Origin of the sequence: Thermoflexibacter ruber (assembly GCF_900113045.1) — a bacterium.
Classification (GTDB): domain Bacteria; phylum Bacteroidota; class Bacteroidia; order Cytophagales; family Thermoflexibacteraceae; genus Thermoflexibacter; species Thermoflexibacter ruber.
Window position 1 is genome coordinate 133,304 of the sequence record NZ_FONY01000007.1, and the last position, 23,723, is coordinate 157,026.

General features: G+C 38.9%; 17 protein-coding genes. 9 read left to right on the top strand and 8 right to left on the bottom strand.

Annotated features, from left to right (window positions below; genetic code table 11):
• Positions 1–30 precede the first annotated feature (30 nt).
• Both pnp and rpsO read right to left on the bottom strand, forming a co-directional pair.
• Positions 31–2,253 carry a polyribonucleotide nucleotidyltransferase gene (pnp, locus tag BM141_RS05735; RefSeq protein WP_091541542.1) on the bottom strand — a complete coding sequence of 741 codons (2,223 nt, stop codon included), beginning with the start codon at positions 2,251–2,253 and terminating at the stop codon, positions 31–33.
• Between the two features lie 91 nt (positions 2,254–2,344).
• Positions 2,345–2,632 (bottom strand): 30S ribosomal protein S15, encoded by a 288-nt coding sequence (gene rpsO / locus BM141_RS05740; RefSeq protein WP_091541545.1) that lies wholly within the window; start codon positions 2,630–2,632, stop codon positions 2,345–2,347.
• 817 nt (positions 2,633–3,449) lie between these two features.
• On the opposite strand from rpsO, the gene BM141_RS05750 reads away from it, so the two are divergent.
• Both BM141_RS05750 and BM141_RS05755 read left to right on the top strand, forming a co-directional pair.
• The gene (locus BM141_RS05750) at positions 3,450–7,163 is read left to right on the top strand and encodes a beta strand repeat-containing protein (RefSeq protein ID WP_091541551.1); all 3,714 of its coding nucleotides are present in this window, start codon (positions 3,450–3,452) and stop codon (positions 7,161–7,163) included.
• A gap of 110 nt (positions 7,164–7,273) precedes the next feature.
• On the top strand, positions 7,274–7,930 hold the full coding sequence (locus tag BM141_RS05755; RefSeq protein ID WP_143090818.1) for a hypothetical protein: 657 nt from the start codon (positions 7,274–7,276) through the stop codon (positions 7,928–7,930).
• Here the strand turns inward: BM141_RS05755 and BM141_RS22800 are convergent.
• The 5 genes from BM141_RS22800 to BM141_RS05775 all read right to left on the bottom strand — a co-directional run bounded on the left by BM141_RS22800 (position 7,922) and on the right by BM141_RS05775 (position 12,999).
• On the bottom strand, positions 7,922–8,086 hold the full coding sequence (locus BM141_RS22800) for a hypothetical protein (RefSeq protein ID WP_177217276.1): 165 nt from the start codon (positions 8,084–8,086) through the stop codon (positions 7,922–7,924). The genes BM141_RS05755 and BM141_RS22800 overlap by 9 nt on opposite strands.
• The gene (locus tag BM141_RS05760) at positions 8,076–8,447 is read right to left on the bottom strand and encodes a TerB family tellurite resistance protein (RefSeq protein ID WP_177217277.1); all 372 of its coding nucleotides are present in this window, start codon (positions 8,445–8,447) and stop codon (positions 8,076–8,078) included. The genes BM141_RS22800 and BM141_RS05760 overlap by 11 nt, the downstream gene beginning before the upstream one ends.
• Before the next feature lie 13 nt (positions 8,448–8,460).
• Positions 8,461–10,131 carry an energy-dependent translational throttle protein EttA gene (ettA, locus tag BM141_RS05765; RefSeq protein WP_091541560.1) on the bottom strand — a complete coding sequence of 557 codons (1,671 nt, stop codon included), beginning with the start codon at positions 10,129–10,131 and terminating at the stop codon, positions 8,461–8,463.
• 269 nt (positions 10,132–10,400) lie between these two features.
• The gene (locus BM141_RS05770; protein WP_091541567.1) at positions 10,401–11,669 is read right to left on the bottom strand and encodes a 3-deoxy-D-manno-octulosonic acid transferase; all 1,269 of its coding nucleotides are present in this window, start codon (positions 11,667–11,669) and stop codon (positions 10,401–10,403) included.
• Between the two features lie 13 nt (positions 11,670–11,682).
• Entirely contained in the window at positions 11,683–12,999 is a 1,317-nt protein-coding gene (locus tag BM141_RS05775; RefSeq protein ID WP_091541571.1) for a M43 family zinc metalloprotease, read from the bottom strand.
• Between the two features lie 678 nt (positions 13,000–13,677).
• On the opposite strand from BM141_RS05775, the gene BM141_RS05780 reads away from it, so the two are divergent.
• Both BM141_RS05780 and BM141_RS05785 read left to right on the top strand, forming a co-directional pair.
• Positions 13,678–15,894, top strand: coding sequence for a carbohydrate binding family 9 domain-containing protein (locus BM141_RS05780; RefSeq protein ID WP_091541575.1), 2,217 nt, complete (start codon positions 13,678–13,680; stop codon positions 15,892–15,894).
• A 60-nt stretch (positions 15,895–15,954) separates the two neighbouring features.
• Complete coding sequence (locus BM141_RS05785) at positions 15,955–18,714, top strand: hypothetical protein (protein WP_091541580.1); 2,760 nt, start codon at positions 15,955–15,957, stop codon at positions 18,712–18,714.
• 71 nt (positions 18,715–18,785) lie between these two features.
• Here BM141_RS05785 and BM141_RS05790 read toward each other — a convergent pair whose 3' ends face one another.
• Positions 18,786–19,391, bottom strand: coding sequence for a hypothetical protein (locus BM141_RS05790; protein ID WP_091541585.1), 606 nt, complete (start codon positions 19,389–19,391; stop codon positions 18,786–18,788).
• A gap of 176 nt (positions 19,392–19,567) precedes the next feature.
• Here BM141_RS05790 and BM141_RS05795 point away from each other — a divergent pair, with 176 nt between their 5' ends.
• The 5 genes from BM141_RS05795 (at position 19,568) to BM141_RS05815 (ending at position 23,668) form a co-directional block, all read left to right on the top strand.
• Positions 19,568–21,280 (top strand): tetratricopeptide repeat protein, encoded by a 1,713-nt coding sequence (locus BM141_RS05795; RefSeq protein ID WP_091541589.1) that lies wholly within the window; start codon positions 19,568–19,570, stop codon positions 21,278–21,280.
• Positions 21,281–21,293: 13 nt separating this feature from the next.
• Positions 21,294–21,632, top strand: a complete 339-nt coding sequence (locus BM141_RS05800) for a tetratricopeptide repeat protein (RefSeq protein WP_091541592.1) — start codon at positions 21,294–21,296, stop codon at positions 21,630–21,632.
• A gap of 76 nt (positions 21,633–21,708) precedes the next feature.
• Positions 21,709–22,227 carry a hypothetical protein gene (locus BM141_RS05805; protein WP_091541596.1) on the top strand — a complete coding sequence of 173 codons (519 nt, stop codon included), beginning with the start codon at positions 21,709–21,711 and terminating at the stop codon, positions 22,225–22,227.
• A gap of 127 nt (positions 22,228–22,354) precedes the next feature.
• Positions 22,355–23,086 carry a hypothetical protein gene (locus tag BM141_RS05810; protein WP_091541600.1) on the top strand — a complete coding sequence of 244 codons (732 nt, stop codon included), beginning with the start codon at positions 22,355–22,357 and terminating at the stop codon, positions 23,084–23,086.
• Positions 23,087–23,116: 30 nt separating this feature from the next.
• Positions 23,117–23,668: a YceI family protein gene (locus tag BM141_RS05815; RefSeq protein ID WP_091541603.1), complete on the top strand. Its 552-nt coding sequence runs from the start codon at positions 23,117–23,119 to the stop codon at positions 23,666–23,668.
• Positions 23,669–23,723: the final 55 nt, after the last annotated feature.

A 23,723-nucleotide genomic window follows, 5' to 3' on the forward strand; every position in this document is an offset into this window, starting at 1 on the left:
ATACTAAACATAAACAGAACGAGTTAAGTTCTATTTTCGTCTTTTATCATAATCTTTTTTTTGATTATTTTTATTATCCAATTTCCCTCTATTTCCCCCGCCATTACTGCCCCCACTATTGCTGCTCATGCCTTCAGGTTTGGGTAATAAAACCTTGCGAGAAAGGCGATACTTGCCTGTTTTTTTATCTATTTCTATGAGTTTTACTTTGACTTCTTCCCCTACCTCAAGCACGCCGTCCATATTTTCTAAGCGTTCCCATTTGATTTCTGAGATGTGCAACAGTCCTTCTTTGCCTTTCAAAAACTCTACGAAAGCCCCAAAAGGCTGGATAGACTTTACAACTCCGTCATAGACTTCACCTACTTCAGGCTCGGTTACTATGGCTTTTACTCTGGTGTAGGCTTTTTCCATAGCCTCTTTGTTCACTGCAAAAATACTTACCAGACCGTGATTGGGTTTTTCCTCAATGATAACGGTAGCTCCTGATTCTTTCTGAATCTCTTGAACTACTTTCCCTCCCGGTCCGATGACAGCCCCTATGAGTTCCGTTGGGATTTGAATACTTACTGAGCGTGGTGCGTGAGGTTTGTAATCTTCTCTTGGTGCAGAAATAGTTTTCGCCATTTCGTTGAGAATGTGTAGCCTTCCCCTTTTGGCTTGGGCTAAGGCTTGGGCTAATACTTCGTAAGAAAGTCCATCTATTTTGATGTCCATTTGGCAGGCAGTAATGCCGTTGACTGTGCCTGTAACCTTGAAGTCCATATCTCCCAAATGGTCTTCGTCTCCTAAAATATCAGATAAGATGGCATATTTACCGGTGGAAGGGTCTGAAATCATACCCATCGCAATCCCTGAGGCAGGCGACTTGATGCGTATGCCTGCGTCCATCATCGCCAAAGTACCTGCACAGACGGTTGCCATAGAAGACGAACCATTGGACTCCAAAATATCAGAAACTATGCGTATAGTATAAGGATTTTCAGATTCAGGCGGTAAAATTCTTTTCAAAGCTCGCATAGCTAAGTTCCCGTGACCAACTTCACGACGACCGGGACCTCGGTTTGGTTTTACCTCGCCTGTGGAGAAAGCAGGGAAATTGTAGTGTAAAATAAACTTACTATAACCTGCTATGACCGCACCGTCTATCATCTGCTCATCTAACTTAGTCCCTAAGGTTGCCGTAGTGAGCGACTGGGTTTCTCCTCTGGTGAAAATAGCAGAGCCATGAGGCATAGGCAAGTAATCTACCTCGCACCAAATAGGTCTGATGTCTTCTGTTCTCCTCCCGTCTAATCTCAAACCTTCGTTCAAAGCCAAATCTCTAGCCGCTTTCTTGTGAATATCGTGGAAATAACGCTTAGCAATGTTTTTATCTACCGTAGTATCCTCAGGCAATCCTGCAAAATATTCTTCTTCTATAGCTTTAAAAGATTCACTACGAACTTGTTTGTTGGCAATGCAAGACTTAGCCACTGCATAATATCTATCATAATAAGTATCAAATAAATATTTTTTTAGCTCCTCATCTTCTTTTACGTGGCTGTACTGACGTTTTTGGGTCTTTCCTAAAAACTCGCTCAGTTCTATTTGTGCTTGGCACTGGATTTTGATAGCCTCGTGAGCGACTTTGAGTGCTTCTAACATCTCCTCCTCAGAAACCTCGTTGCACTCTCCCTCTACCATCAAGATATTGTCCATAGAGGCGGCTACTACCAAGTCCAAGTCTGCTTTTTCTATTTTTTCTTTGGTAGGATTAACAAAATACTCTCCTTCAAACTTAACGACGCGTACCTCAGAAATAGGTCCTCCAAACGGAATATCAGAAACGGCAAGCGCCGCAGAGGCCGCAAGGGCAGCGAGAGCGTCAGGCATATCCTTGTCATCGGCGGAAAGCAAGATTACATTGATTTGGGTTTCTGCCAAGTAATCATCTGGGAAAAGCGGGCGAATAGCTCTATCTATCAAACGACTAATCAAGATTTCATAATCAGACAATTTGCCTTCTCTTTTCAAAAAGCCGCCGGGAATCCTTCCCGTAGCTGCATATTTTTCTTGGTAATCCACAGAGAGAGGAAAAAAATCAGCATCTTCTTTGGCTTCCTTGGCTGACACTGCTGTTGCCAATAACATCGTATTGTTCATTCGCACTACTACCGCACCATCAGCTTGGCGGGCTAATCTGCCTGTTTCTATCGTAATTTGCCTTCCGTCAGGCATCTCAATAGTCTTGATAATCGCTTGTGATTGCATCTATATTTTCAATATTTTAATTTTGATTGCTTTGATTCAAACAGCAAAAGGGGAATCTCTGAAAGAGACCCCCTGAAACTATTTTATTGAATTACTTTCTAAGTTCTAACTCAGCAATGATTGCTCTGTATCTGTTAATGTCTCTTTTGTAAAGATAGTTTAACAAACTTTTTCTTTTCCCTACCAATTTAAGTAAGCCTAAACGAGAAGAGTGGTCTTTGGGGTTGTTTTTTAGATGCTCGGTAACGTGGTTAATCCTTTGAGTAAAGAGTGCAATCTGAGCCTCTGGCGAACCTGTGTCGGTCTTAGACTTTTCAAAACCGTGTTTTTCAAAAATTTCTTGCTTTTTTTCCTTTGGTAAATAACGTAAGTAACGCATGATGAATATTAATTTTTTACGATAAAGTATCAGTAAGTATGCCGTCCTTAGACTTTACATGCGCTCACCAACACTTATCAATTTGTGAAAAATAAAACAAATGCTTGTAAACTTTAATAATTAATATGAAAGTTTCTCAAACTGAATCTCTCACGCCTAGCTGCTTGCAGTGAAGCATTCAATTTTGAACTGCAAAATTATAAAGTATTTACTTAACAAGCAAAATTTTTTGTTAATATCTTAGGCTTCGTTATGCTTCTTCTATTAGACTTCTTGCGAAAGTAGGTCTGTACCGCATAGAAATCCTTAGAAATTTCATTTTCATAGCATAATTCAATAATTGTGCTTAAAAATACACCATAGGTGTTATATATTGGTAGAACACATCACCCTTCAAAACACTTCCAACCCCGTTAGGAGTTGCATACAACGAAGAATATTAAACTCCCAATGGAGTTTTTGATTAAAATTAATAGCATCACTACCAATATTGAAATCCTAACGGATTAAAAACACTTTCGCAAGAACTCTATTATAATGATTATGACTTTCTCTTTTGAGCGAGGCAGCAAATCTAATTTTTAACATTTCCAATAAAAAGTTTAACTTTTTCATAAAAAAATTAACACGGGCTTGCAACCTTTTTTTGCTGACTTGGGTCTTGGTGGTAGCAGTTATTAGAAAAATGGCAAACCTCTACCAGAGGGCAATTCTTAAAAAATTGTATAGAATTGTTTGCAAACATGATTTTTTTAATAACTTTGCCGTGAAAATTAATAAACTTAATTACAATTAATTAATTTAAAAACGCTAATCTATGAACAAAAACTTCATGAAATCCTCAGTAAAGGCGTTGGCAGTAGCTCTCTCTGCAGCTGCTATCTTGTCGTCTTGCTCTAAGGACCAGTTCACAGAGAGAGACGCTTTGAATCTTGAACTACAAAGATTGAGAGCGCAAAGAACCATCGACTCTATCAAGACCGCACAGGATAGACTTGATAGAAATGCTTTATTGCGTTATCAAAGAGCATTAGACTCTCTTGACAGAGAAAACGCAGGTGGTAGAGTATTCTATACTGTAAACGTAGTTTCTGCTACTGCTTCTGCTGTTTCTAATGGTAGAGTAGAAGAAGCTGAAGGTGTTACTGGTGCTTCTGTTACTACTTCTCAGTATGGTCAAACAAGAACAGTACAAACTACTAACGGTATCGCTACTTTCGAGTTGAGAAGTGGTGAAGCTACAGTAGCGATTACTGCTCCTAACCACACTTCTGCTGACTACACTGTAAACTTGACAGGTCCTTTCTCTGGCGGTCAAACTTCTTTGGTAGGAAGTGGAAATACTGTAGTACAAGCTCCTAAGAACGGTACTACTGTGTATGTAGGTAACGTAATCCCATTGTTTGAAATCTCTACTGATGGAGCTAAGATGGCGAGAATCCGCGGTCGTGCCTTCATCGAAACTGATTTGACAAACGATGTAGAAGAGTTAGCTAATACTCAAAATGCCGCTATCCAAGCAGCTGGTGCAGTAGATAACATCTTCGTAACTGCGGGTATCAACACTCAAGGTACTTTCTTTAACCGTTACTTAGCTAAGCAAGGTGCTTTTGGTACTGCTGGTGCTAACTTAGGGGGTACTTCTACTACTGCTGGTTTAGGTGCTATCACTAAGATATTCTACGGTCCTGCTACTCCAGCGACTGGTTCTGGAGCTGCTGGTGCGCCTGTAACAAGAGTAGCGGTAGGTGCTACTGGTGATTATACCTTGTTAGTTCCTGCTACAGTTTCTGGTCTTCCTATCAACATGAAGTCTGACGAAATCGTAGCTAACAGGACTTACTTCCGTGCAGGTGGTCTATTGACTACTCAACGTCACTTGTATGGTCCTAACGTAACTGCTGACGCTGTGCCAGTGAATGCTTCTGTACCTACAGTGAGTTTCCAAGCTTTCACTACTCCAGCAGTAGTAACAGTTTCTTATCAGCCACAAGTTATTGGTTCTTCATTCGCAACAGGTCTTAGAACTGGCGGTGGTGGCTTCTATGCAGTAGCTCCTACTGTAACGCTTTCAGGTACAGGCGGTACTGGTTTGGCGGGTTCTATAGGTGCTACAGGTACAGTAGGTGATGCTTTTGCTGACACTCCTGCTGGTACTACTGTGGTAGGTAAGACTATTACTGCGGTAAACGTAACCGCAGGAGGCTCTGGTTATACTGCGGTGTCAGGAGCTAACAACGATGGAGTGGCTTCTTTCACAAGAAATGACGTAGTAGGTGTTGGTTCTGGTTTCAGAGTAGCTGGCTCTACTGGTTCTCAAATCAGCAACTTTATCCAAGTAACTGACGGTGGTTTTGGGTTTAGATATCCAGATCCTGTTACTTTTGATGTTACAGCAATAGGAACAACAGCTGGAACCATCAATGGTTTCGGTACTACTACTACGGTAACTTCTGGTTTCACTGGTGCTTTGCCAGTAGTTAGCTTTGGCAGCATTCTGCCTCCAGCTACTACTCCTGTAGCAGTGGTAATACCTGAGCCTTCTATTGGTACTATTACTGCCATCACAGTAACTGACCAAGGTAGCGGTTTATCTTCCATTCCTCAACCTGTATTTACTTATGGTAACCCCGGTTCTATTCCGTCTCAAGATGCTGTTACTAATAATTTATTTGAGAAAAATGGTTCAGGAGGTATTCAATTTAACTTTGATGCTACTGGTGGACCTGCTTATGTATTCCCTCCTTCTTGGGGAACAGCAGGTACAGACTATACAGTAAGTGCTACGTCAATTATATTGACTCCAGCTACGCAAGCAGCGGCAGCAGGTCAAAGAAGTACCTTAGGAAGTGGATATGTATTTGTGCCTACCGCAGTGGCTGCTGCACAAGGTAATGGTTCTTTCCCAAGTATTACACCTGCTTCTTTTACACTTACTTTAAATACTTCTGCTAACGCTAATAACTCTAATACACCTCCAGGTTCTATAGCTCGTATAGAAATTACTAATGGAGGAGTTTATAGTGGCATTACTGGTTATGGTGGAAATGGAGCAGCAGCTGATGTTATTCCTTTCCCACTGACAGGCGTAGGTGGGAATATAGATGGTATTTCTTTACGAATCGTAGTTGCTACAGTGCCTCCTGGTTCTTCAAGAACTACTAACTCTTTGGCGGCTTTGTCATTTGCAGGTGGTTCTGGTTTGGCTTTGGACAACTACGTAATTACTACACCAACACCTACAGTAGGTACTACTAACATCTTCTCCGCAGCTACTGCATTTGGTTATCCTTCAAATACTACTTTGGTAACTTCTACTTTGTTAAATCCTAACTCTCCTATTACTGTAGATTTAGGTACTAATTTATTAGGTGGAAGCCCATGGATAGTGGTATTTGATCCTCCAGCAGGTGGTGGAGTACAAGCATGGGGTATTCCTTTCATAAACTTAGTTAATGGAGTATCTACCATTGCAGGTGTGAGGATTATTAATGCTGGTGCTGGTTATGCTGCTTCTACTACCGCAGTGCCAATGACTTTGATGCCTAATCCATTTAGAAGAACTGGTGCAGCAGTAGGCAACTCTGCAATCGCATTAGCCGATTTTGGTCCTGCAAATGCTACTAATTGGTTCACTTTGGGCACAGATATTACTAATGTACTTCCTGTACAAGCAGGTAAAGACCTGAGAAATGCACTTTCAAATGCGTTGAGCATCGGTTTTGAATTGCCTGCTCAATCAGCCTTCTTACAGTTCACTGTAACTAATGGTGGTTCTGGTTATGCACAAACTCCTTCTGTAGCTATTGCTGATGGTGGTTTGACTTTCAATGAGATTGCTGGTTTGTTAAGTACACCTAACTCTACCCTTGTAGGTCCTGTATCTATGTCTAATGGTTCTGTAACAAGAGTAGGTAATAACTTTACAGGCGCACAAGCTAACCAAGGTAGAATCACCTTACCTGCTACTCCTCAATTCGTGAGCGCACCTGCGGTGTTTGTATCTGATGCCTTGAGTACTTCACTGACCAATGCTTTTGCGGCTGGTTTAGGCTCTGCTGCGCCTGTTGATGGTACAAGAATCAGCATCGGGGCTAACGGTGCAGTTACTGGTATCTCTTTAGGTGCTAACTTCGTGAATGGAACAAGTGCAGAAAGTGCAGGTTGGAATGCAGTGAGCTATCACCAACCTCCATTAGTAACCATTTCTGCTCCTGCTACTGGTACACAAGCTACTGCGGTAATCGACCCAGCTCCTGTAGGTATCAGAATAGAAAGTGGTGCTCCTAACTTAGGTAAAATCCAAGCCATCAGAATTACTAACGGTGGTTCTGGCTACGGCAGAGGTAACTTGTATCAAAGATTCTTTACCTCCGGTCCATCTGGTCAAGACTACGTAATCGTAGGTAGCAATGGTTCTGGTACAGCTACTCAAACAGGTGCTAACTCTCCAGGTTCAGCATTTGACGTAGTAACTGGTGTTACTTATGTAAGAGATATTCACTACGGTACTGGTCGCTTGTTAGACTAATCTGTTAGTTAGTATCTTTGTATAGATAAATAAAAAAGGGTTGGGTTTAAGCTCAACCCTTTTTTGTTTTGTATTTTTGTGGGAACTTGTATATATTTGAAGAAAAAAGCATGGGCAAGAAAACAAGTAAAAAAGAAGTAAGGTACTCAGAGGCAGAACTCATTGCTTTGTTTGGCTTGGACAAGACTAAGATAGCTACGCCTCTGATGCAAGAATGGCTAATGAGTCAGACTACGCTCTTGGATTACGAGCAGAAACTCTTTGATAGCATTTTGCATCATGCCTTGGAAAACATAGAGGCATGGTCAGAGGAAGACCTGAAGATGAATTTTATTGCTTTTGTTTTAGAATTATCTCATTTAAAATCATCTAAGCATATACGTACTTTTTTTGATAAAACCATAGAAGCAGAGATAGAGGGACATTTTTTAAAGGTCAAATCTGATTTTATGATAGCCAAAGGCATTCTGGACTTGGTGCAGAAGCCTTATTTTCACTTTCAAGAGTACAAAAAAGAACGAGACCCTCACGGAGACCCTTTGGCGCAGCTGATAGAGGCTTTTCTGATAGCGCAGGCTATCAATCAGGACGATAAGCCAATCTATGGAGGATACGTGGTAGGGAGGTTTTGGAACTTTGTCATTATAGAAGGAAAGCAATACTGTGTTTCGGAGGCTTACGATAGTACAAAACAAAAAGAACTCATGCAAATTATTGCAATTTTGCGAAAATTCAGAGAAATCTTAGAAACAAGGTTGTTAGATTAGTTTAGACTTCCACAAGCAGTTTTTGTTTTCTTCTGCCGCAGCAATGGTCGCCCTCCCCCCAAAGGAGAGGGCTATATTGCAAAAAATGATTTTGCTTGAGTTATGGCTTGTAACAAGTAAGTTTACTAATACATGGTGCCATGTCCTATTCCTCATAAGGTCTGGAGCGCAAGCCTCGCATCAAGTCCTCCTCAAAGCGACTAATCAAAAATCTCTCGCTTTCGTCTATGCCGTTGCTTGCTTGGGCTACTTCGTTGAGAATGCGTATGAGTTCGGGGTAGCCAAGATAGGGACCGTATTCTATCATTACGCTCAGGGCTTTTTCGTAGGCATCTTTGACGCTGTTGTTTTTCTTGGTTTCATAGTTAAAAGACCACACTATCTCCTCGCCCCCTTGCTTGTACTGAAAGAGAGCCTTTAACTTTTCTACCTCTTCGGGTTGGACTCTGCCGTCGATTTTGGCTACTGCATAAATCAGTTCCCCGAAGGCTTCCAATAGTTTTTCTTTGTTTACCATACTCATTTATTTTTTACACCAATTTTTTATAACGAATGCGTTTAGGTTCTACATAGCCTTCTTGTTTTTTCTTAAATTCCTCATACTCGCTGAAGTTCCCCTCAAAAAAGCGAACTTGCGAATCTCCCTCAAAGGCAATGATGTGTGTGGCTATCCTATCTAAAAACCAACGGTCGTGCGAAATGACTACTGCACAGCCCGCAAAGTTTTCTAAGCCCTCCTCTAAAGCCCGCAAAGTATTTACGTCTAAGTCGTTAGTAGGTTCGTCTAAGAGCAAGAGATTTGCTCCTTGTTTGAGGGTCATTGCTAAGTGGACTCGGTTTCTCTCCCCGCCCGAGAGTTGTCCTACTTTCTTTTGCTGGTCGTTGCCACTAAAATTGAACTTGCTCACATAGGCGCGGGAATTTACCTCTCTCTCACCTACCTTCATGAGTTCATTGCCACCAGAGATGACTTCCCATACCGTTTTATTAGGGTCTAAGTCATCATGTTCTTGGTCGACATAAGCATACTTGACGGTTGCCCCTACTTCAAAAGTGCCTTGGTCTGGTTTGACAGCTCCTGTAATCATCTTGAAAAGAGTAGTTTTCCCTGCGCCATTGGGACCTATTACCCCTACGATTCCCGCAGGGGGCAGAGAAAAACTAAAATTTTCTATAAGCAATTTATCTCCATACGCTTTGGAGATATTGTGTGCTTCGATGACTTTGTTGCCGAGTCTGGGACCGGGCGGAATATACAGTTCTAATTTTTCTTCTTTTTGCTTGACCTCCTCATTCAAAAGTTTTTCATACGAACTCAAGCGAGCTTTTTGCTTTGCCTGCCGAGCCTTAGGCGACATGTTTACCCATTCCAATTCTCTTTGCAGGGTTTTTTGTCGCTTAGATTCTTGCTTTTCCTCCACTGCCAAGCGTTTTTGCTTTTGCTCGAGCCAAGAGGAGTAATTGCCCTTCCAAGGGATACCTTCGCCTCTGTCCAACTCCAAAATCCACCCAGCTACATTGTCCAAGAAATAGCGGTCGTGGGTAACGGCAATGACCGTTCCCTTGTACTGCTGTAAGTGTTGTTCTAACCAGTGAACCGACTCAGCGTCTAAGTGGTTAGTAGGCTCATCAAGCAATAGTACGTCTGGCTCTTGTAACAACAAACGACACAGAGCTACTCTACGTTTCTCCCCACCAGAGAGATTGCCAATGATGGCATCTTCGGGAGGAGTGCGAAGTGCGTCCATGGCTTTCTCCAAGCGGTTGTCCAATTCCCAAGCCCCCACTTGGTCTAATTTGTCTTGAATGTCTGCCTGCCTTGCCATGAGTTTGTCAAAATCTGCCTCAGGGTCAGCAAACTTCTCATTGATTTCCTCAAATTCTTTGAGCAAGTCTATGATAGGTTGTACGCCTTCCTGTACTACCTGTTTGACGGTCTTGGTAGGGTCTAACTGCGGTTCCTGCTCCAAGTACCCCACAGAATAGTTAGGGGAGAAGACCACTTCGCCTTGGTAGCTTTTGTCTAAACCAGCAATGATTTTAAGCAAAGTAGATTTGCCTGAGCCGTTCAAACCCAGTACGCCTATTTTTGCTCCGTAGAAAAAAGAGAGATAGATATTTTTAAGTACCTGTTTTTGGGGGGGGTAGATTTTGCTTACTCCCGCCATAGAAAAAATAATTTTTTCGTTATTATCGCTCATACTGTTTGTTTTGAATCAAAAGTTGGGATTTTGGTGATGATTCCAATTGTATGATGGTATTTTATCTACTGTTATCAATTTGATGAGAAAAGTGTTTTTTTGAATAAAAATCTGTGCTTATTCAGCCCAATCCGTATTATCGTTGTTCTATTTTGGAACACTGATGACACAGATTGTACCGATGAGAACGGATTTTTTTAAACACATAAAATTATCATACATTTGAAAGCACCACCGGTATTTTGTTAGCTGATACAAATATGCTAAAATTATTGGAAAGAAAGAAAATTTGTAAGGTATGCCAAAATTTTGTCCGTACTTCCTAAGTTTTCCTTGACAAAAGTAATGCAGTCAGTATCGGTTTTTTTCTTTGCTTGTGGATTTTCTACAAAAAAAATAAGTTTGTTTTTTAAATCCTCTGCCTTTTTGATAGGAAAAGCCACGCCCAATTTTTCTAATTGAGTAGCTTCGCTGAACTTTTGATATGCCAAATTACCAAAAAATATAGGCATTCCAAAAACGGCAGGTTCTAAAATATTGTGCAATCCTTGTGCATATCCGCCACCAACAAAAGCATACTCTCCATAGCGGTAGAGGGCAGACAGCATACCTACATTATCTATAAGCAAAAGGTCAAAGCTGGCTAATTCCTGTGCATTAGTGAGCGATTTGGCTTGGGAAAAGCGAATCACTTTTCGGTAAAAAAATTGATTTTCAATGTATTGCAAAGTATTTTCATTAATTTCATGAGGGGCGATGATGAGTTTGATTGGGTAAGGGAAATGTTGCAAAGCCCTGCTGATAACACTAATGTCTTCTTTCCAGCTACTCCCAATCACTATGAGTTTTTCGTTATTTTTAAAAATGTTAGCAATAGGAATCTCTCTATTGGCTTCTTTGATAGCCCAAACCCTGTCGAAGCGAGTATCTCCACTAAGGCTTACTTGCTGGATGCCAATGCTTTGTAATAAATTTAAAGAGCTTTGGTTCTGTACGAAAATATGAGTAAACTTTTTTAAAAGACTGCGAAAAAGCGCACCATGAGGCTTAAAAAAAATCTGCTCTTTCCTAAAAATTGCTGAAAAAGAAACAAGTGGAATATTTCTTTGGGAAGTTTGATAAATAAAATGATACCAAAACTCGTACTTCACAAAAAATGCTATCTTGGGCTGAGTAATTTGCAAAAATCTCTCTGCATTCTTGGCAGTATCCATAGGCAAATAGCAAATAATGTCTGCTATGGCATCATTTTTTTTCACTTCATAACCACTTGGGGAGAAAAAAGTAAGCAAAATCTGATAAGTAGGAAATTGGGCTTTGAAAGCCTCTATCACGGGTCTGCCCTGCTCAAACTCGCCCAAAGAAGCACAGTGAAACCATGCCAAAGGAACTTGCTTAGGTTGGAAGCGTGAGGACAAATCTTTGAAAATAGTTTCCCTTCCTCTGACAAATAATTTTGCCTTTGCATTGAAAAATGAAAAAAGATAAATTAGAGAGTAATAAAGTTGTATAAAAATGTTGTATAAAAAAAGTTGCATGGGTATATTGTTTTTACTCTACCATTATCTTTTTCAGTGCATTTCCTTTTTGTGTTTCTATCTGCAAGAGGTACATTCCCTTGGGTAGTCGACTTACATCTATGGTATCACTAAACTCATCGAACTTATCAAAGATGACTTTTTGACCTTGTAGATTATAGATTTGGTATGATTTAAGCCTAATATCTGCTGCTGATGCTGCGATACGTACTTGATTACTTGCAGGATTGGGATAAACTATGATTTGACTGCTCAAAACTCGGTCTATGAAGCCTGTAACAGATTGAGTAAGTGCAATCCTGCGTGGACTGGTTTGGAGTACGGTTCTCATACGCCTGATTTGGTCTTTGGTAAACAAAGTCATGCAAGTATCCCTGCCGTAGTCCATAAAGTTTTGTACCATAGCGATTCCATTGCACCTTGTTTGGTTTAAATCGCATTGTGAACTCACTAATCTTGCACTAACAGGGCTGGAAGTCAAAGGAGTATCAGGGCAGTAATCTCCATCAAAGGAGCAGTTTCCTGACTCAAAAGGATGCAACAAGCCTAAAAAATGTCCAATTTCATGCGTAGTGGTTCTTCCGTAAGTATAAGTTCCTGTTTTGTCCAACTGAGGAACATCAATTTTTCCCGCAGAGCCAAAGCGATTGTAGCGAATTACTACCCCGTCTGTGATGTTTAAATCTCCTGTGGGAGGTAGTCCTTCCAGTCCTGTCAAATCGGGCAAAGAAGAATAGCCAATGCCCACCTCATTCCCTATTCTCAAACTATCTACCGTCCAAATATTCAAGTACTTAGTGGGGTCCCAAATAGTCGTAGGCTTGACTTCTCTGTCAAACTCGTCAGGAGTCCATACTCGCTTGCCGTTGGGAGAGCGCAAGCGGCGAATCCCTCTTTCCGAGAGTAATCTGCCGTTTACATCATAGCTTGCTAAGACGAAACGAATCCCAGTATCGTCGGCTAAATTTCTGAATTGGGGTAAAGTACGGCTCTTGTAAGGGTTGTTATTGGAAAAATCTTCATTCAAAACATCAATTTGTGTTTGAATTTGTGCCGCAGAGATATTCGTTCCCGTGCCTATGGGTTCGCCGTTGTGAATCACGTGAACAATGACAGGAATAACAAAAATATCATTTTCGGTACGTGCAGAAGTTTCTTGGCTTTTGCGTTTTTCTACTTCTTGGTGGAGTCTTTCCTGATAATCAAAGAAGTAATTGTGCCGGGCTTTCTCTTGTGCAGAGATAGGGAAGCCGCATCTCCTTTCCTCTTGGGCGAGAGCAAAGGAATACAAAAGTGTAGGCAATAGTAAAGTAAATAAAATAGACTTCATGGGTAATGACTTTTTTAAGTATATTTTTTCATATACAAAAGTACGAAATTTTATAGGTGTAACGATGCAGTGAAACCTTGCTAATTTTGTAAAAATGCGACTGATTTAGAATAAACAGTTCTTAGTGTATCAAATCTGTGGATTTATGCTCAAAATAAAATGATTTTTCAATTCCTTTCTCTTGCTGAGAAAGGGACTCGGGTTCTCTGACACTTTTTCCAATGAACAATACTACATCTAACTTTAAGCCCGTAGGGCTGTCATCTTGGTAGAAAAGAGTAAGCCCAACCCACCTACAGCAAGGGACGTAGGCGTGAAATATGCCACCGCTACGCGGTTTTATTCATTATTTTCTACAAAAATAGCACACCTACTGTGTTAGTCTGAAAGTCCAATGTTTACATAAGTTTTACACAGGAAGTGTCAGAGAACAGGGATTTTGGAGTAAATAAAATTTCAAAACCACTTTTGATGGAGTATATCAATTCATTTTCAAACCAATCTTATTTAACTTTTCATTAACAATTTACAGGTTAAGAAAATTTAGGAAAATACAAGTTTTCCCGCTAATTTTGCAAATAAAACACGCACATACCTATAATTCCTTCACAATTGCCCTGCTCATTAGGGAATCAAATTTCATTTTATACAAACTTAAACTTTAAAAACCAAATCAAAATGAGGCTATTTTTATCCTTACCTGTACTTTTTATTGTTTTTTATGCAAAGTCTGCTTATAGTCAAGATATTTTTCTGCCTGATTCTATCAAAAGAGAAGTCCATGCGGTAGCTATTCAGACTAACCTACGCATAGATGGTAAGTTAGATGAGGCAGAGTGGCAGTTGGCAAAATCTACCAGCGATTTTGTGCAGGTAGAGCCTTTGCAAGGCGAAAAAGCGAACCACGACACAGAAGTCAGGATACTTTATAACAAACATTTTCTCTACATCGCCGCTTTTTGTAGGGATTCTTTGGGGAAGTCTGCTATTCGTACTCCTGACATGAGGAGAGATTTTAACTTCCAAGAGCATGATTTTTTCGGTATTGCCATAGATGCTTTTAACGATAAGCGCAATGCTATGACCTTCATGACCAATGCTTATGGCACGCAAAGAGATTTGCTTTCTTTTGATGACCGCCTTTTCGATACCGATTGGGATGGGCTGTGGAGGGTGCGTACACAACGCACTGAGGAGGGCTGGATAGCAGAAATAGCCATTCCTTGGCAAACCTTGCGCTATCCTGCCAGCATAGAAAAAACACAATCTTGGGGCATCAACTTTTTCCGCAATCGCCGTAAAACCAATGAGCTAACAGGTTGGTCGCCATATCCAAGGGCATTTAGCGTTTTGCGAATGGAGTATGCAGGGATTTTAAAAGACATACAGCCACCACCCCCTTCGCCCAATGTGCGAGTACAGCCTTATATTTTGGGGGTAGCTGACAAGTACAAAGGTAGTGAAGTAGGCTATGAGGAAAAAGCAAGCACCAAAGTAGGGGGCGAGGTAAAATGGGCTGTCAATCCTAATACAGTCTTAGACTTGACTTTCAACACAGATTTTGCTCAGGCTGATGTAGATAGACAGGTGAATAACATTACTCGTTTTTCTGTTTTTTTCCCTGAACGCCGCCAATTTTTCTTAGAAAATGCCAGCCTTTTTGCCGCAGGTTTAGCCCCTAACGACAACTTAGTAGGCGGTTCTATGCGTATCCAGCCTTTTTTTAGTCGTAGAATAGGCTTAGACGATAGCGGAAATCCTATTCCTTTAGACGCAGGAGCGAGGATAGTAAGCCGCTCATTAAAAAGAAATTACGGCGGTATGCTCATGCGACAAAGAGGCAACGAAACAGAAGGGGCGGTAAACTTTGGCGTAGCCCGCTATTCTCACAATATCGGTAAGCAAGACCGCATAGGAGGCATTATGACAGTAAAAAATAAGGAAGCCACCGATAAAACACAAGGCTATACCAATTGGACAGGGGCAGTAGATGGATTTTTCAGACTGAGCCAAAAATTTTCCTTGAATGTCATGGCGATAGGTACGCAATCAAGCAACAATGGAGTCGGTGGCTTGGCTGGCTATGCCCAATTTTCTTACAACAGCAATCAGTTTGTAGGTTGGAGTACCAGCACCTTAGTTACCAAAGACTTCAATCCTGAGATGGGCTTTGTATCTCGCTACGATGTCATTTCCAACTCTACAGGAGGTTATGCCGTTTGGCGACCTGATTGGAAGCCACAATGGATTCGTGGCTTAGAACCGGGCTTCTTTGCAGAAACTTATTTCCAAGCCTCTACAGGAAAGCTACAAGAAAGAGTGCTGAATTTCAATCCGATATGGTTAGCTTTGAATAATGGAGGCTTTTTCGGCATTTTTGTTACGCCTACTTACCAGCGATTGGACGAGGTTTTTAGTCCATTGGGAATCAATATAGGGGTAGGGGAGTATAACTATTTGCGTTACACTGCTTTGGCACTGAGCGACCCTTCCAAAAAGATTTCCTACCGCTTAAATTATGAAATTGGTGGCTACTACAATGGACGCTTAGACTATTTCTCGATACGGGTACGTACCTCACCTGTGCCTCATTTTTCTTTGACTTTGACTTACGATAGCAACAAATTCAGCGAACTCGGCATAGAAAAAGTAAATGAATCGGTCAAATTGGTGGGGGTAGAAAGTCGCCTTGCTATCAATCCCCGCTTGCAGTTAATCGGCTTTTACCAATACAATACTTCCCAGAGTAGAGAAATTTGGAATATGCGATTAGCTTGGGAGTTCCAGCCACTTTCTTTTGTCTATTTGGTGTTTAATCAGCGTGGCTACGAAACTACGGAAAGGCAACAAAGTCAGCACTTGATTGGCAAGCTTACTTATTTGAAGCAGTTTTAACTTCGCAAAGGTTAAAGCAAAATTTTGCTGTTTTCGCTAACAACTTCTAACTTCGCAAGTATGAAAAAATTAGACCTCATTCTTAGCGACTTAGAAAAGTTAAACCACAAAGAATCAATCAGTTTAGCTCAGATAGATGAATTGATTGATTCTTTGTCCTATACGCCTCTGAAGCAATACTTGCTCTGCCTCAAAGTAGGTGTAAAGCCTGATGATGCGACTTCTATTTTGCTAAAACGTTTGACTGAGGATTTTTTCGGAAAAATGCCTCTGACAGAGGTGCGATTAAAGAGCAGCATTGCTGAGAATGCTATCCAAGAACTTGTAAATCAGGCTGTTTTACTCATTGCGAAACCTTTTTATAAAGTAAACAAAAATGAAAAAGGAGAAGTAATTTCCCTCAAAGCAGAAAACTTGTCTATAGAAAATTACGAGCAGAGTATTATCAATTATTTGTCTGATAATGAAGTTATTATCTTTACTAATTTTAGGAAGGTTTTTATTTTTGACAAAGAGGCGATAGAGGAATTCCAAGCTATTCAACAGCTTGATTTTGCCCAATTTCTCTGTTTGAGTGCAGAGAAAAACTCTTTGGCAGGTTTAGTGCAGTCTTGGCAGAAGGAGTATGAAAATACATACATTAGCAGACAGTTAGATAAAACGTTTAAAAAATTTTTACAAGAAGAAAGCCAATCTGACTTAGCTCAAAGGTTTATCTTTATCAAACACTTAGAAAACTGCAATTTATTACCTACTCATTTTTTGAAAAACTTATATGCCGCCAATCTTCAGCTTTGGGATACTTTAGGGGAAGAAGCGGTGGGCAAGCATTTTTTACAGACCATTAATGATTTTATTGCATCTTACTATACCTTTGAAAATGAAGAATTTACTACCTTTCAGAAAAGTTGGACAGAGCAAGCATTGGGCATACAGCAAAATGAAAAAGTAAAATCTCTTTCCGACTATAACTACCTCAAAATCAATGAATACGCTTTAGGTAAAGCCTTTGAAAATTTGTATGGCATGAATAATGGCTTTTCAGAGGAAGTTTATGATTTCTTTTGTGAAAACACCTTATTTTATTTGTTTGAAAATCAAATAGATAAAATTTTAGAAAATATAGACAAGAGTAACCTTAAAAAAGCCAAACAACTATTTGAGGAGGTGCAGAAAAACAGCATCTTCAATCCGTTTTTTGAAAGTGGTATTGTACTTGCTAAAATGCTAAAACTCATTTTCAAGCAATATCAACGTATTGGAAATCACATAGATAAAATCTTAGATGAAAGTACCTCTCTTTTGGACAAAGACGAGCATTGGAAAAAATTGGCAAGTTTTAAAGAAGAATTGGGTTTGAACGATTTGCGAAAACTTATTGCTAATATTATTCTCCACCAACTATTTATTTCTCCACTTAACCAAGAACCAGAAACAGCCAAGCAAGAACAAGAAACAATAAACCAAAAACTCTTAAACACCTTAAAACTAAATGTTTATCTTTCTGCTATCAAACTCGCTCCTTCGGCTTTTCACTTCAAGAAACTAATGCCCGAAGAAGAAAAAAAGGCATTGGCTAAGTTTGGGAATAACTTTGTCCTTCCTTCATATTTCTCAGCGGTAGCTTGTTTGCTTCCTTATGAAAAATGGAAAGATAAAACTTATAAAGAACTCATAAGCCAATACATGGCACAAGTGAATGAAAATGAATTTTTGACTCTTTTCATTCCTTCCCAACTCCTTTTTAATGAAGTAGATACGAACCTTCGCCAACTATTATTCATAGAGAATAGCTTGCTGAAGGTGAAACTTTTTGAGCAAGAAAAAACGGAATGGTGTTTCCTTCAAGTGCAAAAGAAAAAACCAAGTAAAAATCACACTTTTAGCTTTACTTTATCTAATTATGAAAGTTTTAGTTATAAAAATGAACTCATCGCAGGTTTTTCTCCTCTTTCTTTTCATCTGATAAAATTTGAGCAACAAATTGACTATCAGATATGTAGCAAGATAAAAGGACAAAATCCTACTTTGGAGGAGATGGGCTATACTTTCAAAAAAGAGTTCAAACTTTCTAATGATGCTCATTTCTTTTTTCGCACTCAGGAGGAGCAGACTTTACCTTTTTGCGAAGGGCGAATGATAGAGGCTTATGCTTGCGAAGATACTTTTAAGTATTTCATTCCCAAAGAGAAAGCACATACCCAACTACTTTCCCAAGAAGTTAATGCACTGAAAAAGCGATTTAATCTAAGTCAAAAAAACTATGAAATCATAGGCATTTTTAATGAAAAGGGTTTCCTGCTCGACTACGAAAGTGAAAGATTGGTCATAAAACTCAATGCTACTGCTCAGGATAGGTCTATGATAGCGGCTATACTGCCTGCTAAGGTTTTTGCAGAAAACAATTTGCTTTACCTCAGTAATTTTTCGTATAGTAGAGGTGAAAAAGATTTATTACAAGAGTTTCTTAATCAGGAAGATTTACTATTTTTACTTGCCTTATTCAACTCTTTTGCGTTCAATTTTTATGTCCAGAAAATTGGCTTGGCAGACCTTAGCCTTTTGCCTTTTCCTAAACTCATACATCGCAAAGATAAGCAAACGCTCAAAAGCCAGATTATTGCAAAGGCTTTTGCCATACTCTCAAACCAAAATGAAGGCATTTTCAAAGACTTAGGAAAAAAAATCGGCATAGAAAGCGTGCCTACGATTACCAATCCACTTTATTCTGACTTGCGTCTGGACCTGGAAAGCCTCATTGCAAAAGAAGTGTTTGAACTCAGTGAGGAGGAGTTTGAGTATGTAAAAGAAAATTTTTAGAAGAAAATAATAATAAAAAACCCTAAGAATTTTGATTATTCTTAGGGGAGCATACAATTTTATATTTAGCCTTATTGCAATTTCATTTCTACTTTCTTGATTTTGACCTTGAAGTAGCCGTCTTCTACTTTGATAATTCTTCCACCTGCATTGCGCACCTCACCAAAGAAATTGCCTTCTATTTCATCATCGCTAAATGCAGTGATAGAGCAGGTAAAATTATCAGTGTTATTATAAGAGATAAAAATGCTTGACTTTTGAATATTCAGGTCTAACTTGGCTTGCTTGCCTTCTTGCTTACCCGGCATAATTTGGTAAGGAATATTGTCTGCGGTAATGTTGTGATTGATAAGCATGATGCCTATTTTCTCTCTTAACTTCTCATCAGAGCCAAGTTCAAAGGAAAAACTGGTAAATCTACCGTCTTTGCTTTGAGTAAACGGAATGACATTTTCTATGGTCAAAGCAGCATCTATGTATTTGAATTCCACTTTTCTACCGTTGATAACGGCACGGGCAAGGTTATCCGTTTTTCTGCCTTGGTGATAGCTTAGGCTGTCTGCTTCTCCGTACACATCGGTATTTTTATCGCTACGTCCACTATCGCTACCACTTCCACAAGAGAATAGTAAATAAGCACTAACAAGTATGAATAAGAATGAATAATACTTTTTCATGGTTTATTAAAATTGGTTTTTATTAATCTTTCAAAAAAGCGTGCAAAATTACAAATAAAAAAAGCACATTAGAGAAAAGTGCGTTTAAAAAGTGTTAAATGTAACCTCAAAGAACTTTTACTTTGTCTAAAAACCATTAGTTTTGCAGAGTTTTTTTATAATTTATACATATCACTATGTGGCGTAGTCCTTATATTTTTCTGATAGGTATTCTAATTTTGATTTGCACGGTTTATTATCCTTCTTTGGATAGGGATATTATTTATTGGTCAGGTGGGAGAAACTTGAGCAATCTGGCGACTATTCCTTGGTTGAATTTAGCTTTTCACTTAGTCAATACCTTAGTAGTTTACTTTTTTGTTTCCACCCTGTTACGCAATTTTTGGGTAGGACTTGCAGTAACTCTTTTTTGGGGGATACACCCACTACACGCTGATATATTGTCAGCTACAGCAAGGCAGGGTAATTTACTGTTTTATGGATTTTATTTGTTGTCTTTGTTATTTTATTTGTTGTACCTGCGTTTCATAGGAACGAGGTGGTTGTTGTATGGCATAAGCCTATTGTGCTTTGGGATAGCCGCTTATTTACAGCCTTTGGCGTGGATTACTCCCTTGGTATTTTTCCTATTAGACTATTTTGAACATAGAAAGTGGGAAAGGCAAAGCTACATAGACAAGCTACCATTTGTAGGACTATTGATACTAAGTTTATTCATAGGCATTAACACTGCTCCTTCGTATTTTACTAACCTTGTTCCCTCTACTTTCCAAAAATTGTGGTTAGGGGGGTATGCTTTGGGAGTATATGTGAGCAAGTTTTTTGTCCCTTTGTATTGGAATATTATCAACCCATTGACTTTGGATAAATCTATTTTGCTTATAGGGGCTTTAGTAGTTGCTTCATGTGTGGGCTTGATAGCATTTTTATTTATTCGTAGAAGGACTTTATTAGTTCATAGGAATACTGTTTTTGCTTTGCTGTTTTTTTTATTGCATATACTACCTACCTTAGTAGTGCCTGTGGACGGATACCTTATGTGGGTAGCTTATAAAAGTTATGTTTCTTATGTAGGTTTGTCTTTGTTCGTAGTAGCCTTATATCAGCTATTATTCCGTCAAGCAGACAAGAAAATGTCCCTTGCCTTAGTAATCATTCCTTGTTTGGTGTTAGCTTACGTATCCTATCAAAGAACAATAGAGTGGCAAAGCACAAAAAAACTATTGACAGATGTAATTGAGGAGTATCCCAATGATGAATTGGCTTATTATCTGAGAGGCAATATTTTTCTTTCAGAAAAAAACTACGAGGAGGCTTTCAAAGATTTAGACAAAGCAAATTTGCTTCGACCAGATGCCCTCACCACTTTCCAGTTAGCCCACGTACTTAATAAGCTCAACGACTTTGAAACCTCTATTAAGGGTTATGAGATGGCAGTAAAGATGCAGCCCAGTTTGGAAAATACTTTTCGGTACTATTTAGACATGGCATTTAACAATGCTTACATCTATAATGCTCCCAAAGCCAGAGAATTATTTGCTAAGGCAGAACCCTTAGCTACTACCAATGAACTGAAAGCAGAATGGTATTTGTACTATGCTATGTACTATATCAGGTATTTAGAGTTTGATAAGGCGATTGAGCATTGTGAAAAAGCACTTTCTTTGAATCCAGTTTTAGCAGATGCTTACACCAATCTTGGTACAGTAAAACTATATCAAGGAAAATTAGATGAAGCGGTGGCTTATCTGAAAAAGGCAGATGCGCTCAAACCTAACGACAAAATTATTTTGGGTAACTTAGCAGTATGTTATAGGGACAAAAAAGATACTCTCATGGCAAACTATTATGCTCAAAAGTATCAACTTCTTACAGGGAAGGATAAGTAGAAAGACTTAGATTATGAATAAAATTAAATGGTATTGGCAAGTAGCGGTGATATGGTTAGACTTAGGAGCTACTTTACTCCAATTCAAACAACCCCAAGAAGCTATCAAATATCTTTCTCAGTTTTGCCAATTAGCCCCTAATAGCTATGATTGTAGTAACAATATGGGGGTTGCCTATTTCCAATTAGGGGACTATGAAAAAGCAAGTCAGTTCTTTGAACAAGCCTTTCAAATGATGCCAAGTAAGCAAATCATTAATAACTTATTAGCTGCGTATTCGCAAACAGGTAATCAGGAAAAGTTAGCTTATTACAAGAAAATGTTACAATCGGCACAAAATCCAAAGCAGTAAAAAATTGCTTTTTGCTAATATTAAGTTTCAATTTAATCACTACCTTTGCACCTCGAAATTCAAATATACTTAAACCATGAAAGCGAAAGTATTTGTTATACAGCTATTTATTTTTTCCTTTGTCTTATATGCCTGCTCCTCTGACGGCGAAAAACAATCACAAGAATCAGAAATTACTGCCAAGAAAGAGTTGGTAGATTGGAATGATGCTAAGGTAAGGGACAGAGTAATGCGAACTATAGATAAACATTTCGTAGATAATTCTATTAAAAAAGGATTGTTGCATTACTACTTTCAAGATATGATAACCAATAAACGTCTTGCTTTTGTACTGAGCAAAATAGAAACAGACAGCATCTATCCGCTTAGTGAGAAGCGTGTTTTTATGAAGGTAAGAACTGTTACTGATAAAGGCGATAGCTTAGTCTTTGACTATGAAGTAAGTGTGAAACAGGCAGAGTTAAAGCCAGATTCGCTTATCTACGAAGTTCAAAGCCTTAACCTTCGTAAAGTAAACCAAGAGCAACGCTACCTTTTGAAAAAAGAAGGAAATTTTTGGGCAAAGGAAATTTTGGCAGTAGCACAAGTAAAATAACCTTAAATAGCAAGCAAAGTAATCAAATTCCTGCTTTGCTTGCTATCCCCTCCTCCTCAAATTTGTCATCTTTCTGACATTTCTATCCTCCAATAGGCATTAACTTTGAAGAAAATCATTACGATTTATGAAAAATTTATTAGTTTTATGCCTGTTTTTTTTATTCTTTCATTCTCTCTTTGCTCAGGATAAAGACACTACAAAAAGGTTCAAATACAACAATTACTATGACTTGGCAATTAGTGTAGGAAAGGGGATTGCCATTGCTCCGTCGTGGTCGCATTTCCATAAAATTGGGAAAAGAGGAAAGTTTCAGGTGGGTTATGGCATACGTTTAACCTCTTTTTTTGGGAGTAAAGTAGAGCATATTACTGCTCCTGCTAAGTTCACTACGGCAAATACGGGACTTGGGGTAATATTTCAAGAAACTATTGAAGCAAACTTAGATACACTGACATTAGAAAAGATACAAGTAAATGCTATAAATATCAATATCAACCTCCAATATGCTTTTTCTAAGCAATGGGAAATAGGGTTCAACATTGATGCTTTGGGCGTTAGTTTTGGTGGAACGCAAAAAGGAACTTTTGTTGCCCTTAGCCAAGGACGTAACCCTTCACAAGAAACTGCTAAACCCACTACCTTGAATTTGTTGCTGACAAGCGATAATGACATAGGTAGTTTAAACTCAGAACTTTATCTTCGCTATTGGTTTCATACTCAATGGGCTGTTAGAGGGGGCTTGACCTTTGCTTTTAGTGAGTACACAAGTTCTGGCAAACTTGTTTTTGACAACGATAGGTTTAGAGCAAAGATTTTGATGCTTATGTTAGGAATTACTTTTTCTCCATATAGATAAACTAATTGTTTTAAAATACGTAAAATAAAAATGAACTTGCATATCCACCATGTCTTTATAATTTTCTTTCTTTCATTTCTTTATATTTTTGAAGGTCAGTTACTTGCTCAAAAGCAATGGCAGGTCAAAAGCTCATCAGTAACTTTTAAAATCAAGAATGCGGGCTTCACTGTCGATGGCAAGTTTGGGGCGATAGAGGCAACTATCTTTCTGGACAAGGATAAGATAGAAAATACTCAAATAGAGGCAAGCATAGAAGCCAAAACCATAGATACAGGCATAGAAAGTCGCGATAATCATCTTAGGAAGCAAGAGTATTTTGATGTAGCAAGATTCCCAAAAATCATAATGAAATCAAAAAGAATGACTAAATTAGGACTTGGTACTTACGAAGGTGTATTTGACCTTTATTTGAAAGGAATTATCAAAGAAATTAAATTTCCTTTTACCTATACAGAAGTAGGAGATGCAGTAAAACTAAACGCAGAATTTACACTTAATCGCCTTGATTTTGGTATAGGAGGCAGCAGTTGGATAATGAGTGATAGGGTAACTATTATGATAATGCTTACTATTGATTAAAACAAGTAAATATCACTAAACGACTAATTTTTTCTTAGACTCAAAAATTTTATCA

What these genes read in the sequence shown, in the direction of transcription:
- pnp (WP_091541542.1), bottom strand. Translation starts at nt 2,253, where the DNA reads ATGCAATCACAAGCGATTATCAAGACTATTGAGATGCCTGACGGAAGG.
- rpsO (WP_091541545.1), bottom strand. Translation starts at nt 2,632, where the DNA reads ATGCGTTACTTACGTTATTTACCAAAGGAAAAAAAGCAAGAAATTTTT.
- BM141_RS05750 (WP_091541551.1), top strand. Translation starts at nt 3,450, where the DNA reads ATGAACAAAAACTTCATGAAATCCTCAGTAAAGGCGTTGGCAGTAGCT.
- BM141_RS05755 (WP_143090818.1), top strand. Translation starts at nt 7,274, where the DNA reads ATGGGCAAGAAAACAAGTAAAAAAGAAGTAAGGTACTCAGAGGCAGAA.
- BM141_RS22800 (WP_177217276.1), bottom strand. Translation starts at nt 8,086, where the DNA reads ATGAGGAATAGGACATGGCACCATGTATTAGTAAACTTACTTGTTACA.
- BM141_RS05760 (WP_177217277.1), bottom strand. Translation starts at nt 8,447, where the DNA reads ATGGTAAACAAAGAAAAACTATTGGAAGCCTTCGGGGAACTGATTTAT.
- ettA (WP_091541560.1), bottom strand. Translation starts at nt 10,131, where the DNA reads ATGAGCGATAATAACGAAAAAATTATTTTTTCTATGGCGGGAGTAAGC.
- BM141_RS05770 (WP_091541567.1), bottom strand. Translation starts at nt 11,669, where the DNA reads ATGCAACTTTTTTTATACAACATTTTTATACAACTTTATTACTCTCTA.
- BM141_RS05775 (WP_091541571.1), bottom strand. Translation starts at nt 12,999, where the DNA reads ATGAAGTCTATTTTATTTACTTTACTATTGCCTACACTTTTGTATTCC.
- BM141_RS05780 (WP_091541575.1), top strand. Translation starts at nt 13,678, where the DNA reads ATGAGGCTATTTTTATCCTTACCTGTACTTTTTATTGTTTTTTATGCA.
- BM141_RS05785 (WP_091541580.1), top strand. Translation starts at nt 15,955, where the DNA reads ATGAAAAAATTAGACCTCATTCTTAGCGACTTAGAAAAGTTAAACCAC.
- BM141_RS05790 (WP_091541585.1), bottom strand. Translation starts at nt 19,391, where the DNA reads ATGAAAAAGTATTATTCATTCTTATTCATACTTGTTAGTGCTTATTTA.
- BM141_RS05795 (WP_091541589.1), top strand. Translation starts at nt 19,568, where the DNA reads ATGTGGCGTAGTCCTTATATTTTTCTGATAGGTATTCTAATTTTGATT.
- BM141_RS05800 (WP_091541592.1), top strand. Translation starts at nt 21,294, where the DNA reads ATGAATAAAATTAAATGGTATTGGCAAGTAGCGGTGATATGGTTAGAC.
- BM141_RS05805 (WP_091541596.1), top strand. Translation starts at nt 21,709, where the DNA reads ATGAAAGCGAAAGTATTTGTTATACAGCTATTTATTTTTTCCTTTGTC.
- BM141_RS05810 (WP_091541600.1), top strand. Translation starts at nt 22,355, where the DNA reads ATGAAAAATTTATTAGTTTTATGCCTGTTTTTTTTATTCTTTCATTCT.
- BM141_RS05815 (WP_091541603.1), top strand. Translation starts at nt 23,117, where the DNA reads ATGAACTTGCATATCCACCATGTCTTTATAATTTTCTTTCTTTCATTT.